Source organism: Rhizobium sp. PP-F2F-G48, assembly GCF_004342335.1.
In the GTDB taxonomy this organism is placed as follows: Bacteria; Pseudomonadota; Alphaproteobacteria; order Rhizobiales; family Rhizobiaceae; genus Ferranicluibacter.
On record NZ_SLVH01000003.1, the window covers coordinates 688,871 to 702,105 of the forward strand.

Below are 13,235 nucleotides of genomic sequence, written 5' to 3' on the forward strand. Positions count from 1 at the left end.
CCATGCTCGAAATATAGTGAGAGGCCGGGCGATCGACAAAGGGAAAATTGACGTACCGGGCCTGCGACGCGTCATTGACGGGCCTATTTCGCTCCTCGGCTTTCCTTTGCGCGGCAACATAGGCTAGAAGGCACGCAAGTTTCAGACCAAGGAGTCCAAGATGCGGCCGTCCGGCAGAAAAACAGATCAGATGCGCAAGGTCACCTTCGAGCGCAACGTGTCCAAGCATGCCGAAGGCTCCTGCCTGGTCAAGTTCGGCGATACGCATGTGCTGTGCACGGCGAGCCTTGAAGAAAAGACCCCGCCATGGCTGCGCAACAGCGGCAAGGGCTGGGTGACGGCGGAATACGGCATGCTGCCGCGGGCGACCGGCGACCGCATGAAGCGCGAGGCTGCGACCGGCAAACAGAGCGGCCGCACGCAGGAAATCCAGCGCCTCATCGGCCGTTCGCTGCGCTCGGTCGTCGATCTGCAGGCGCTCGGCGAACGCCAGATCTCGCTTGATTGCGATGTGATCCAGGCCGATGGCGGCACCCGCACGGCGTCGATCACCGGCGCCTGGATCGCGCTGCACGACTGCCTGAAGTGGATGGAAGCGCGCAACATGACGAAAGTCGAGCGCGTGCTGAAAGACCATGTGGCCGCGATTTCGTGCGGCATCTTTGCCGATCAGGCCGTGATCGATCTGGACTACCTCGAGGACAGCGCGGCCGAGACGGATGCCAATTTCGTCATGACCGGCTCCGGCGGCATCGTCGAGATCCAGGGCACGGCCGAAGGCAAGCCCTTCTCCGAAGCCGAATTCGCAAGCCTCATGGGCCTTGCCAAGAACGGCATCTCGGAGCTCGTGACCCTGCAGAAGCAGATCATCGCCTAAAGCGGGAGACGGAGATGGTCAGGGCGACGGCGACACTCGAAGGCATTCTGGAAACGGCGCTCTACGCGTCGGATCTGGACGCGGCCGATCGCTTCTACGGCGACGTGCTCGGACTGGAGCGCATTGCCCGGCTCGATGACCGCCATCTCTTCTTTCGATGCGGACAGGGCGTGCTGCTGATCTTCAACCCGACAGAGACCCTGAAGCCTGCCGCCGACGCGGCATTGCCGGTTCCGACCCACGGGACGACGGGCCCGGGCCATGCCTGCTTTCGCGTGTCGGCCGACAATCTCGCTCTCCTGCGAGACAGGCTCGCGGCGGCCGGCGTGATGATCGAAAGTGAGATCACCTGGCCGAACGGCTCGCGATCCTTCTATTTTCGCGATCCGGCCGGCAACAGCCTGGAATGCGCCGAACCGGGACTCTGGCCCATCGATTGAACCGTTCGCCTCGACACCCTGCCGGGTCATCCGATTGCGTTTGCGCGATCGGATGACCGGTTTTACCGACCCACGTCTCCGCGGCGTCTCAACGCCCTCCGGTTTACCTTTCGAGACCCATCATGACACGCACGCTTGACGACAAGACCCTCATCGTCGCCAGCCACAATGCCGGCAAGATCCGTGAAATTCGCGATCTGATCAGCCCGCTCGGCTTTTCCGCCAAATCCGCGGCCGACCTCAATTTCATCGAGCCGGACGAAACGGGCACGACCTTCGAGGAAAATGCGACCATCAAGGCATTGGCCTCTGCGCGCGCCTCCGGCCTGCCGGCGCTGTCCGACGATTCCGGACTGGTGGTGGATGCGCTGAACGGCGATCCCGGCGTCTACACCGCGAACTGGGCGGAAACGGCCGACGGGACGCGCGACTTCGCCATGGCCATGCACAAGGTGGAGACGGCCCTGCAGGAGGCCGGCGCAACGACTTCAGCGGCACGCTCCGCGCGCTTCATCTCCGTGCTCTGCCTGGCCTGGCCGGACGGGCATGTGAAGCTGTTTCGCGGCGAAGTGGAAGGCACCGTCGTCTGGCCGCCGCGCGGCAGCCAGGGCTTCGGCTACGATCCGGTCTTTCAGCCGGAGGGCCATGAGCGCACCTTCGGCGAAATGAGCGCGGACGAAAAGCACGGCTGGAAGCCCGGCGACGCCCATGCTCTTTCCCATCGCGCCCGCGCCTTCAAGGTGTTCGCTGAGACCTGCCTCGGCGCCTGACGGATATGGCTGACTTCTCCTTCATCGGCGACAAGACCGATCCCGGCTTCGGCGTCTACGTGCATTGGCCGTTCTGCGCGGCCAAGTGCCCCTATTGCGACTTCAACAGCCATGTCCGCCACCAGGGCGTCGATCAGGCCCGCTATGTCGCGGCCTTCCTGAAGGAGATGGAGGAAGCGCGCCGCCTGTCGGGCCCGCGCACCGTGACCAGCATCTTTCTTGGCGGCGGCACGCCTTCGCTGATGGATCCGGCGACGGTGGATGCCATCATGAACGGCATTTCGCGCTTCTGGCATGTTCCGGACGGCATCGAGATTACGCTGGAGGCCAACCCGTCGAGCGTGGAAGCAACGCGCTTCCGTGGCTATCGCTCGGCCGGCGTCAATCGCGTGTCCCTCGGCGTGCAGGCGCTGAACGACCGTGACCTGAAATTCCTCGGACGCCTTCACAATGTGGAGGACGCGCTGAAGGCGATCGGGCTTGCGCGCGACATCTTTCCGCGCATGTCGTTCGACCTGATCTATGCACGGCCGAACCAGACCGTCGAGAACTGGGAAGCGGAGCTTAAGCAGGCCGTATCCTACGCCGTCGACCACCTGTCGCTCTATCAGTTGACCATCGAGGAAGGCACACCCTTCTTCGGCCTGCACAAGGCGGGCAAGCTGATCGTTCCCGATGGCGACCAGTCGGCGCTTCTCTACGAGGCGACGCAGGACATCACGGCCTCGATCGGCATGCCGGCCTATGAAGTGTCCAACCATGCGGCCCCGGGAGCCGAAAGCCGCCACAACCTGACCTACTGGCGCTATGGCGACTATGCCGGTATCGGCCCCGGCGCCCATGGACGCCTGACGATCGGCCGCGAAAAGCTGGCGACGGCGACCGAGCGCAAGCCCGAGACCTGGCTCGACCTCGTCGAGGCCAATGGCCACGGGATGATCGACCAGGAGGTGCTCGGCTACGACGAACAGTCCGACGAGCTGCTGCTGATGGGGCTGCGTCTGAAGGAGGGCATCGACCTCGTGCGCTGGGAGGCCCTGTCCGGCCGCGCGCCCGATCCGGAAAAGGAACGCTTCCTGATCGAGCACGGCTTTATCGAGCGGATCGGCAATTCCCGTCTGCGCTGCACCCCCTCCGGCATGCTGATCCTCGATGCCGTCGTCGCGGATCTCGCCTGCTGAACACCAGGGTTTCTGGATGTGGGGTGACCGGCCTTCAGGCCGGTCACGGGAAGATCAGGCCCATTCGCCGCCGCGCATGACGGGCACGCTCGTCCCATCCTCGCGAAGGCCGTCAATATCGACCTTGTCGGACCCGATCATCCAGTCGATGTGGATGAGGCTGGCGTTGCCGCCCTGCGCGGCGATCTGTTCCTGACTGAGCGACGCGCCATCGAGGAAGCACTTCGAATAGCACTGGCCGAGCGCGATGTGGCACGACGCATTCTCGTCGAACAGCGTGTTGTAGAACAGGACGCCGCTGGCCGAGATCGGCGAGGAGTGCGGAACGAGGGCCACCTCCCCCAGGCGCCGAGCGCCTTCGTCCGTATCCAGGACCTTGTTCAACACAGCTTCACCCTTCGACGCCTTGGCCTCGACGATCCGCCCGCCTTCGAAACGAACCTGAATGTCATCGATCAGTGTTCCCTGATGCGACAGCGGCTTCGTGCTGGAAACATGGCCTTCCACGCGCAGCGCATGCGGCGTGGTGAAGACTTCTTCCGTCGGGATGTTCGGATTGCAGGTGATCCCGTTCTTCGCCGTCGAGGCGCCGCCGTGCCATTCGTGGCCATCGGCAAGACCCACGGTCAGATCGGTTCCCGGACCTGTGAAATGGAGCGCCGAGAAGCGCTCGCCGTTCAGCCAGGTCGACCGCTTGCGCAGGTTGGCATTGTGCTCCTTCCAGGCCGCAACCGGATCCTCGACATCGACGCGGGACGCCGCGAAGATCGCGTTGGCCAGCTTCTCCACGGCCACGTCTTCCGCGTCTCCCGGAAACATCTGTCGGGCCCAGGACGGATTGGGATAGGAGACGATGTTCCAGTTGATATCGAAGTTCGAAATCTTCTCCAGCGCCGGCTTATAGGCCATCGACATGGCCTTGTTCGCCCGCGCGACCTTGGCCGGATCCTGGGATGCGAGCAGCATGGGATTGTCGCCGGAGATCGCAAGACGCGCCGCATTGCCCGCATAGGCCTTCGCCATGCCCTCATAGAGCCAGTTGCTGGCCCGATCGAAGCTCTCGTCCGGCGCGTGCTCGTAACGCGCCAGCGTGCTTTCCTCGTCGGAATAGAACGTCGTCACCAGACCGGCACCGGCGAGATAGGCATGCTTGGTGATGAGCCGCACCAAGGGCAACGCCGCGATCGGCGATGTGATCACCAGATCCTGTCCCCGTTCGAGCCCAAGACCGATCCTGACCGCCACTTCGGCCAGCTTCTCAAGTTTGCGGGCATCGATCGGCGGCGTGTGGGGTGTAGCTACTGGCATGTCGAACATCTTTCTCCAGGGAAACGAGGTTCGACGTTAGGATAGGATGCGGGCTATTTGAAGGGAAAACGACAGAGCGCCGGCCCTCCGCGAGCCGACGTCCACGACGCGATGAGGCAACGTCCGTCTTTTACCGGAAGGTGTTGACCGCTCGTCCGACGGTCGCCGCCTGTGCGACCGGCGCCGTTGTCGAGCTTACCAGCGTTGCGAACTTGCGCACCTCTGCCAGCGACGAATTGGCGATGAAGATCAGGTCGCGGTTCTGCAGGCTGAAGCTTTTCAGCAGGAAGAAGCCGTTCGGGTCCTTCAGGTCGATCTGGTAGATGACGTTGGTCGTCGGACCGGCCGATGCGACCCTGCCCGGCACCAGGCGCTGGACGAGCGCCGTCGGTTCCGTGCGATAGATGAAGACGCCGCGTGCATTGGCGCGATCGTCGTTCAGACCGCCGACCTTTGCCAGTGCTTGGTTGAGGAACAGCTGCGACTCGTCGAACTGGATGGACGCATTGCTCGTCGCCGCTCCGAACACGGTGAAGCTCCGCGGCTGGCGGATAAGCGCGATCACGTCGTCCGACTGCACATAGATGTTTTCCGACGGATCCGAGATCAGCCGTTCCATCGGAATGGTTTCCGTGCGCTGACCGCGCGTGATCTGGACGGAGAGCTGGTGGGACTCGATGCGGGGGCCGCCGGCCATGGCGATGACGTCGAGCAGCTTTTCGCCGCGCGGAGACAGGGCGATGCGGCCGCTGCTGGCCACTTCACCCGTGACCGTGACGGTGTTGGATACATTCTTGACGACGCTGACCAGAACCTGCGGCTGGATGGCGATACGTGCCAGCGCATTCTCGATCGCGGCCTTGACCTGCTGCGGCGTGCGATTGGCAGCCTGCACAGTGCCGGCGTAAGGCACGGAGATCGTTCCGGATTCCGAGACCGGCTGTTCCGGTATCTCCGTTCCACCCTTGACGGAGCCGCCTGAGAAAAGGCCGTCGGGCGACGCTTCCCAGATGGACACGACGACCGTGTCGCCGACACCGATGATGGACGAGCTGCGCTTGCGCGCATTGCCGAGCTTGGCGGCAAGCTGCGTTTCCATGCCGCTGGAAAGAAGCGAGATGATGCCGGGGGTGACGGGGATCACCGTGTAGGGAGAATAGCTTTCCTTGGCTTCTTCGAGAATCTCGGCGGAGCTTGGTCCGGAACTCGGCATGACCGTGCAGGACGTCGTGGTCAGACAAATAACAGCCAGCGACACACTGGTAAACTTGGTCAAGAACGGCATGGGCACCCTCAAGCGCGGATCCTTCACGAGAAGTTGATCCACTCCCCCGAAATAGCGGTGTTGTTTTGGTTATCTCAACACCAACTCGTAAACAATGACTTCAAGGCCGTACCAAGGAAAAACAAACAGGCCACTGCAAAAAGAGCACAGTGCCTGAGGTCGGACGCAGCCGGATCGTCCTCCGGACGGATCGGCGCGGAATCCTTTGATTTCAAGGCCTTGCCAAGCGTGCACGCCTTGGATGGCGCATCTTCGACAGCGTTCGGTTCCTTCCCGTTTCGATCGAGAAAGCCGATGAAACCGGCTTTGCTCCTTGGTTCCGGCCGTGGCTGACGATGGCCAGCATGGGCTTACCATCGGCGCCCTGGCGACGTCGAGCCTGCCATCATCGACCGTCTATCGACCGCCGGACGGCAGGTTTGCAGCCTGGTCGAGGCCGCTCGGCAGCCAGACGCACGTTCCGTTGTAAGTTTCAGCTATGACCAAACCGTGAAGATGGAGGGATAGCGCGGCGGAACGTCCCAAATTCGAACACGTCACGCTCCCGCCTTTGCAAGGCCATTCTGCTGTTTCCCGGGATCGCGCGTTCCGATAGGGTCTTTTCAACGACCGCCGGGAGGGAGACGCATCCGCGTCCGGAATGAAACGACCGCATGACCAACGAGCCGCTGATCGACCCGACATGACGTCCACATTGACCTACGCATTTCATATGCACGCCTGGAAGCGTGATGTGCTGCGCCGCTATTTTCCGGAGAGAACGTTCGTCTTCGTCCCTTTCTTTCTCAGCGAAACGCGGCTGCGTCGGGATTGGCTCGATCGGATCGATCTTGCGGCAGCGCCCGAGATCTTCGTCTGGAGCCTGAACCTGCCGGAGACGGTTTCGGCATTTGCGCATCGGCATGCGATCCCGATCCATATCGTCGAGGATGGCTTCATTCGCTCGGCCGTTCCGCATGCCGGTCGCACCCCACCCCTGTCCCTGATCGTGGACAGCCGGACCGCCTATTTCGACAGCCGGACGCCTTCCGACCTCGAAGACATTCTGCAGCATTATGACTTCGACGCCGACCCTGCTTTGATGGAACGGGCGCGTCGGGGAATGGAGGCGCTGCTCTTACAGGGGATCAGCAAATACAACGCGCCCGTCGATCAGGCCGCATTGCCCTATGGCGCCAAGGGCAGGCGCCGGGTGCTCGCACTCGGCCAGGTGGATGGCGATGCGTCGATCCGCTACGGCTGCCCCAGTCCCGTGACCAACGAGGAGATGGTCCGGCGGGCGGTGGCCGAGAATCCCGATGCGGAGGTCATCTACAAGCCGCACCCCGATGTCCTCAGCGGCGTGCGCCGTTCGTCCGCCAACCTGTCCGAACTCGCGCGGATCTGTACGGTGCTGACGGAGCGCATCCCGATGTCGCGCGCTTTCGAGACGATCGACCATGTCTATGCCATCACCTCCCTTGCCGGATTCGAGGCGGTCATGCGGCGGTTACCCGTCAGCGTCCTGGGCGTGCCCTTCTATGCGGGATGGGGCCTGACGGACGATCGGCAAAGCGTAGGGCGCCGGACACGCCAACTGACGGTCGAGCAGGTATTTGCTGCGGCATTTCTTCTATACCCACGCTATTTCGAGCCGGATACGGGAGCGACCACGACATTGGAGGCCGTCATCCGGGATCTCCGTCGCCCAGTCGCGCCGGCCTTCGCCCGTCGGAAGCCGCCGGCATGGCCATTGTCAGGCCCTTACGGAGCGATGGGTTGGCGCCACGCCCTCACGCCGATCGTCGCCGCGGCCGTCAGGCGCGTCGCAACGTCCGAGGACGTGGACTACTATCGGCACTACCCGATCGACTTCTTCCGCGAGCGACCGGAGCGCGCCTTTCGCATCATCGGACGGCTGCTCTACCCTTTCGATGACAGTCCGGATCGAGAGGCCGCCTGAAGCCGGTCGCGCACACGTGTGCAGCGGTTGCGCGATAACGACAGGCGTCAACACGGACCGAAAGCGCCACGCGCAGATCTGAAAGATCGCGAGACGCCTTGGGCGCTTTGGGCGCTTTGGCCTCTCCCGCCTGATGTCCCGACGCTCGCTTGCCGTCCTCTGCTATTCCTGCGCCTGCGGCATCGGCATGAGCGTGAAGAGCTCCTGCGCCAGCTTGACGCCACGCAGCGCGTAGCGGCCGATCGAGACGACCTCCCTGTCGCCCGGCGGCGGGGCGCCAGCGACGAAGGGCGAGGACATGACGACCGTCCGATCGACGAAGCGGCAGAGCGACGCAATTCGGCTGACCTCGTTGACGGCGGGACCGATGACCGTGAAATCAAGGCGGTCGGCACTGCCGATATTGCCGTAGAACACATCCCCGATATGCAGCCCGAGATAGACTTCCGTCGTCGGGCGCCCCTCCATGGTGCGACGCGCATTGAGATCCGCAAGTTTGCCGCGCAGGCGCCGCTCGGCATCGAGCGCCCGGCGGCAGGCATCCTCCCGTTCTTCCGCCTTGAAGATCGCGAGCGTTCCGTCGCCGATCAGCTTCAGCACGTTACCGCCGGCTTCGTGAATGGAGGTGATGACCGCATCGGCGTAATCGTTGAGGAACGGGATGATCTCGTCCGGAGCGAGGCTCTCGGTGATGCGGGTATAGTTCTGCAGGTCGGAAAACCAGAGCACGGCCGAGATGCGCTCGGCCTTGCCTCGGGTGATGCGCCCCTCCAGCACGTGGCTTGCCGCATCTTCGCCGAGATAGACCTCCGCGATCGTGCGGGTGACGCGGTTCAGAGATCCCGCCTTGATGGCCAGTGCCAGCACGGGCACGAGGGACCGCAGGGCCTCCACGCCCTCATCGGTGAAGCCGTCCTGGTCGGCCGTCGTCCAGTGCGAATAGAAGCAATCCATATCGCCGATATGGCTATCCGGCGAGAAGCGCTGGATCATGGCGATATAATCGCGATGACCTTCCGCCAGCAGCGTGTCGAGCGCATAGAAATCGGTCGGGTCGCCGAAGCCGATGCGGCGGCGCAGCTCGTGGCCGTTGGTCTCGCGCAGGTGATGGAAGGACGACCGCTTCCAGTTCTCTTCCGAAACGCCCTCGTTCGTCGGGCCGTATTCGAACATGCCCTTGCCGGGCTCGCGACTGTCCCACTGGAACGCGCGCCCCTCATAGACCGGATGAAGCGTGTCGATGAGCGCCAGTCCCCGGTCGATCGGCAGCCCGGCGGCGCGGAGATGCTCGCAGAACCCGCGCATGATCTCCATCTCGTCGGAGCCCTTGAGACCCTGTGTCGTCAACCATGCGGAGATGCGTGCGATTTCGCCTGCGTCCATATCCGCCCCTCCCTGTAGCCGTCGTCGTGATGCCGCGGTTCCCGGTCGCTCGTGATCGAAACGGAACGGCGAAAAAGGAACCGAGGGCGCCGGGTTCTACTGCATATTCCGTCAAACCGGAATCGTTTTCAGCCCGAATTCGGAAAGGTCGATGACCATCGAGGGAGCGCCGAGGCTTTAAGCGTCCTTTGACGCGTAGAGCGCGCGGGAGCGTTCGAGGTGACGCAGCATGGCCTGCTCCGTGGCATCGGCGTCGCGGGCGACGATGCAGCCGATGATGGATCTGTGCTCGGCGAGCGTGATCGTTTCCTTACCGGTCCAGATCAGCATATGCGTGTGATAGCCCCGCAACCAGGCCAGCATGGCTTCGCTGACGGCAACATAGATCGGATTTCCGGAGATGCGGGCGATGCGGCTGTGAAACTCCATGTCGGCAGCGATGAAGGCCGAGGCATCCTCCAGTGCCGCTTCCTGGCGGTCGAGGATGAGATTGAGATCCACGATATCGGCGTCCGTCGCCCGGGTTGCGGCCTCCCGCGCCATGCCCCGCTCGAAGAAAATGCGCGCGCTTTTCAGATGCTCCAGCGTGTCGGAGGATTTCGCCAGCATCATCTGGGCGGTCGTGTCCACCTGTCGCAGGATCGAGCGGGCCGTGAGCTCCAGCACGCGCGCCCGCTCGCCGTGGGAGATGACGACGAGGCCCATATTGGCCAGAGCCTGCATCGCTTCGCGGATGGCCGGTCGACCGACACCGAACCGCTCCATCAGCTCCCGTTCGGACGGCATTTCGTCGCCGGGATTGAGTTCGCCCGAGGTGATCATCGCCTGCAGGCGGGAGAAAACCTCGTCGGACAATTTTCGGCGCGTGATGGTTTCGGTCGGCTGGCTCATGAAATCCCGGTCGGTTGTTCAACCCTTGCATCTTCGCATGCGCACGACGCCGGGAAAAGCAGAACGCGCGCGCCGCGATGCTTTCTCCCGATATGCAGCTCGTTCCGAATTGAGCGGGGGGTCATCCCCGCCAATTTCTCCGACCCGATATCTTGCGTGATTGTTATACTCATTATACCAGTTCATCAACAGGGATCCTGCGAAGCGTGGATCGAGCCGGGGAAGACAAGCCGATGATCACCGTGACCTACCGCATCGAGACGACGGGCAGCGTCGACGCCATGGCTGCGAAGATCGCCAGCGATCAGTCGACCGGGACATTCGTGCCGGTTCCGGGTGAAACCGAGGCGCTGAAGGCCCGCGTTGCCGCGCGCGTCACCGCAATCCGGCCGCTCGAGCCCGCGAAAACGCCGAGCTGGCCGGAGGCACCGGCCGGCCACGGGACGATCCATCGGGCCGACGTCGATATTGCCTTTCCTCTCGATGCCGTGGGAACCGACCTATCGGCGCTGATGACGATCGCGATTGGCGGCATCTTCTCGATCAAGGGCATGACGGGGCTCCGCGTCGTCGATCTCAAGCTGCCGCCGGAGTATGGCGCGGCCTATCCGGGCCCCCAGTTCGGCTTGCCGGGCAGCCGGCGTCTCACGGGCGTCGAGGGCCGCCCGATCATCGGCACGATCGTCAAGCCGGCACTCGGCCTTCGGCCGATGGAGACGGCAGAGCTGGTGGGGGAGTTGATCGGTTCGGGCGTCGATTTCATCAAGGACGACGAGAAGCTGATGAGCCCGGCCTATTCGCCGCTGAAAGAGCGCGTCGCCGCCATCATGCCGCTGATCCTCGATCACGAGCAAAAGACCGGCAAGAAGGTCATGTATGCCTTCGGCATTTCGCACACCGACCCGGACGAGATGATGCGCAACCACGACATGGTGCTGGCGGCCGGAGGCAACTGTGCGGTCGTCAATATCAACTCGATCGGCATGGGCGGCATGGCTTTCCTGCGCAAGCGCTCCGGCCTCGTGCTGCACGCCCACCGCAACGGCTGGGACGTGCTCACCCGGCATCCCGGCATCGGTTTCGACTTCAAGGTCTGGCAGCAGTTCTGGCGGCTGCTCGGCGTGGACCAGTTCCAGATCAACGGGATCGGCGTCAAGTACTGGGAGCCGGACGAGAGCTTCGTGGACTCCTTCAAGGCGGTATCCACGCCGCTGTTCTCGCCGGCGGATTGCCCGCTTCCCGTGGCCGGATCCGGGCAATGGGGCGGGCAGGCGCCCGAGACCTACCGGCGCACCGGACGCACGACCGATCTTCTCTACCTCTGCGGCGGCGGCATCGTCAGCCATCCCGGCGGCCCTGCTGCCGGCGTCCATGCCGTTCAACAGGCCTGGGAGGCGGCCGTTGCCGATATCCCGCTGGAGACCTACGCGCTCGACCATCCCGAGCTTGCCGCATCCCTGAAGACTTTTGGCGGAAAGGATGCCTGACGTGGTCGCACCCCTGCTTCTCAGCTACTACGGCGACGACTTCACCGGCTCGACCGATGTCATGGAGGCTTTGGCGTCCCGAGGCGTCGAGACCGTTCTCTTCCTGCGCATACCCGATGACGCGCTGTTGCAGCGCTTCGCCCATTGCCGCGCCATCGGCCTTGCCGGCACCAGCCGCAGCGAGACGCCGGGATGGATGGACGATGAACTGAAGCCGGTCTTTGAATGGCTGGAAGCCAGGAAAGCAGCCATCTGCCACTACAAGGTCTGCTCGACCTTCGATTCCGCTCCGACGGTCGGCAATATCGGCCGGGCGATCGAGATCGGGCTCGACGTGTTTCGCCAAAACATCGCGCCTCTCGTCGTCGGCGCGCCGCAACTGAGACGATACACCGCTTTCGGACATTTATTTGCCGGCTACCAGAAGGATATCTTCCGCATCGATCGCCATCCGGTCATGAGCCGGCATCCGGTAACGCCGATGAACGAGGCCGATCTGACGCTGCATCTCGGGCGCCAGACGGCGTTGCCGATCGCCCTGGCCGATCTGACCGCGCTGACGGACGTCGGTGTGGACGCGCGGGTCGCGACGATGGCCGGCAAGGGCATATTGATGCTGGACGTGGACGGACCGGAGACACAGAAGGCTGCGGGCGCACAGCTTCTCCGCCTGGCCCAGCGCGGGTCCCGGTTCATGGCAGGCTCGTCGGGCATCGAATACGCGCTCCTTCAGGCCTGGCAGGCCGAAGGGCTTGTCGAGGGCGTGCGGGCGTTTCCCTCGCCAGGCCGAGCGGATAGGATCGCGGTCGTCTCCGGCAGCGTCTCGCCGACCACGGAACGTCAGATCCGGCAGGCGACCGGCGCCGACGGGTTCGACGGCGTGCCGCTCGACCCTCTGGAACTTCTCGGGGAGAATGGCGAGCATGTGATGAGCCGCGCGGTGGAGGCTGCCGAGGCAAGCCTTGCTGCCGGCCGCAGCGTCATCCTGCACACCGCCCTCGGGCCCGAGGCCGATCGGGGCGGCGAGATCGACAGGGTGGCCGGCAGCCGGCATCGTCTCGGCCAGATGCTGGGCCGGATTCTGCTGCGGCTGATCGAGACGCAGGGGTTGGGGCGCGCCGTGATCGCGGGCGGCGACACGTCGAGCCATGCGCTCGGAGCGCTCAAGGTCGATGCGCTGACGACGTTGCTGCCTTTGCCGGAGACACCGGGATCGCCGCTCTGTACCGCACATGGTCTTCACGCCCCGACCAACGGCTTGCAGATCGCCTTGAAAGGCGGACAGGTCGGACGCGACGGCTATTTTGCCCAGATCCGTGATGGGCATGCGACATCAACTGGTTGACTCATTATACCAGTTGTCGTTAGATGCTCCGACAAAACGGGATCAGCACACATGACATCGATCGCACTTTTCGGCGCCGGCGGTAAAATGGGCACGCGGCTGGCCCGCAACCTCATCGGCTCGCGCTTCGACATCCGCCCCGTAGAGGTGAGCGAGGCCGGGCGCGCGCGGCTGCAGGCCGATCTCGGGCTCACCTGCCTTCCCGTGGAGGAGGCGCTCGAGGGTGCGGAGGTCGTGGTTCTCGCGGTGCCCGACACGGCCATCGGCAAGGTCGCCTCGGGGATCATCGACAAGCTCGCGCCGGGCACCATGGTCGTCGTGCTCGA

The 13,235-nt window shown here is 63.7% G+C and carries 12 protein-coding genes; 8 read left to right on the forward strand and 4 right to left on the reverse strand.

What is annotated here, in order from left to right; translation table 11 throughout:
- Positions 1-160: 160 nt before the first annotated feature.
- The 4 genes from rph (at position 161) to hemW (ending at position 3,268) form a co-directional block, all read left to right on the forward strand.
- The gene (gene rph / locus C8J36_RS11255) at positions 161-877 is read left to right on the forward strand and encodes a ribonuclease PH (protein WP_062470909.1); all 717 of its coding nucleotides are present in this window, start codon (positions 161-163) and stop codon (positions 875-877) included.
- A 14-nt stretch (positions 878-891) separates the two neighbouring features.
- Positions 892-1,317, forward strand: coding sequence for a VOC family protein (locus C8J36_RS11260; protein WP_132534853.1), 426 nt, complete (start codon positions 892-894; stop codon positions 1,315-1,317).
- Positions 1,318-1,439: 122 nt separating this feature from the next.
- A complete protein-coding gene (gene rdgB / locus C8J36_RS11265) occupies positions 1,440-2,087 on the forward strand; it encodes an RdgB/HAM1 family non-canonical purine NTP pyrophosphatase (RefSeq protein ID WP_132534855.1) in 648 nt (215 codons plus the stop codon).
- Positions 2,088-2,092: 5 nt separating this feature from the next.
- Positions 2,093-3,268, forward strand: a complete 1,176-nt coding sequence (hemW, locus tag C8J36_RS11270; RefSeq protein WP_132534857.1) for a radical SAM family heme chaperone HemW — start codon at positions 2,093-2,095, stop codon at positions 3,266-3,268.
- Positions 3,269-3,322: 54 nt separating this feature from the next.
- Here hemW and C8J36_RS11275 read toward each other — a convergent pair whose 3' ends face one another.
- Both C8J36_RS11275 and C8J36_RS11280 read right to left on the reverse strand, forming a co-directional pair.
- The gene (locus C8J36_RS11275; protein WP_132534859.1) at positions 3,323-4,576 is read right to left on the reverse strand and encodes an aminopeptidase; all 1,254 of its coding nucleotides are present in this window, start codon (positions 4,574-4,576) and stop codon (positions 3,323-3,325) included.
- 130 nt (positions 4,577-4,706) lie between these two features.
- Positions 4,707-5,861 (reverse strand): polysaccharide biosynthesis/export family protein, encoded by a 1,155-nt coding sequence (locus tag C8J36_RS11280; protein WP_132534862.1) that lies wholly within the window; start codon positions 5,859-5,861, stop codon positions 4,707-4,709.
- A gap of 682 nt (positions 5,862-6,543) precedes the next feature.
- Between C8J36_RS11280 and C8J36_RS11285 the strand changes: the two genes are divergently transcribed.
- Positions 6,544-7,803 carry a capsular polysaccharide biosynthesis protein gene (locus C8J36_RS11285; protein ID WP_132534864.1) on the forward strand — a complete coding sequence of 420 codons (1,260 nt, stop codon included), beginning with the start codon at positions 6,544-6,546 and terminating at the stop codon, positions 7,801-7,803.
- Positions 7,804-7,965: 162 nt separating this feature from the next.
- Here the strand turns inward: C8J36_RS11285 and C8J36_RS11290 are convergent, their stop codons facing one another.
- Complete coding sequence (locus C8J36_RS11290; RefSeq protein ID WP_132534866.1) at positions 7,966-9,186, reverse strand: adenylate/guanylate cyclase domain-containing protein; 1,221 nt, start codon at positions 9,184-9,186, stop codon at positions 7,966-7,968.
- Between the two features lie 177 nt (positions 9,187-9,363).
- A complete protein-coding gene (locus C8J36_RS11295) occupies positions 9,364-10,077 on the reverse strand; it encodes a transcriptional regulator NanR (RefSeq protein ID WP_132534868.1) in 714 nt (237 codons plus the stop codon).
- A 233-nt stretch (positions 10,078-10,310) separates the two neighbouring features.
- Here C8J36_RS11295 and oiaX point away from each other — a divergent pair, with 233 nt between their 5' ends.
- The 3 genes from oiaX to C8J36_RS11310 form a co-directional block, all read left to right on the forward strand.
- Positions 10,311-11,564: a 3-oxo-isoapionate-4-phosphate decarboxylase OiaX gene (gene oiaX, locus C8J36_RS11300; protein ID WP_132534870.1), complete on the forward strand. Its 1,254-nt coding sequence runs from the start codon at positions 10,311-10,313 to the stop codon at positions 11,562-11,564.
- A gap of 1 nt (position 11,565) precedes the next feature.
- Positions 11,566-12,909 carry a four-carbon acid sugar kinase family protein gene (locus C8J36_RS11305; protein WP_281029231.1) on the forward strand — a complete coding sequence of 448 codons (1,344 nt, stop codon included), beginning with the start codon at positions 11,566-11,568 and terminating at the stop codon, positions 12,907-12,909.
- Between the two features lie 51 nt (positions 12,910-12,960).
- Positions 12,961-13,235: NAD(P)-binding domain-containing protein (locus C8J36_RS11310; RefSeq protein ID WP_165915026.1), on the forward strand; the 275-nt coding region annotated here is incomplete at its 3' end.

What these genes read in the sequence shown, in the direction of transcription:
- rph (WP_062470909.1), top strand. Translation starts at nt 161, where the DNA reads ATGCGGCCGTCCGGCAGAAAAACAGATCAGATGCGCAAGGTCACCTTC.
- C8J36_RS11260 (WP_132534853.1), top strand. Translation starts at nt 892, where the DNA reads ATGGTCAGGGCGACGGCGACACTCGAAGGCATTCTGGAAACGGCGCTC.
- rdgB (WP_132534855.1), top strand. Translation starts at nt 1,440, where the DNA reads ATGACACGCACGCTTGACGACAAGACCCTCATCGTCGCCAGCCACAAT.
- hemW (WP_132534857.1), top strand. Translation starts at nt 2,093, where the DNA reads ATGGCTGACTTCTCCTTCATCGGCGACAAGACCGATCCCGGCTTCGGC.
- C8J36_RS11275 (WP_132534859.1), bottom strand. Translation starts at nt 4,576, where the DNA reads ATGCCAGTAGCTACACCCCACACGCCGCCGATCGATGCCCGCAAACTT.
- C8J36_RS11280 (WP_132534862.1), bottom strand. Translation starts at nt 5,861, where the DNA reads ATGCCGTTCTTGACCAAGTTTACCAGTGTGTCGCTGGCTGTTATTTGT.
- C8J36_RS11285 (WP_132534864.1), top strand. Translation starts at nt 6,544, where the DNA reads ATGACGTCCACATTGACCTACGCATTTCATATGCACGCCTGGAAGCGT.
- C8J36_RS11290 (WP_132534866.1), bottom strand. Translation starts at nt 9,186, where the DNA reads ATGGACGCAGGCGAAATCGCACGCATCTCCGCATGGTTGACGACACAG.
- C8J36_RS11295 (WP_132534868.1), bottom strand. Translation starts at nt 10,077, where the DNA reads ATGAGCCAGCCGACCGAAACCATCACGCGCCGAAAATTGTCCGACGAG.
- oiaX (WP_132534870.1), top strand. Translation starts at nt 10,311, where the DNA reads ATGATCACCGTGACCTACCGCATCGAGACGACGGGCAGCGTCGACGCC.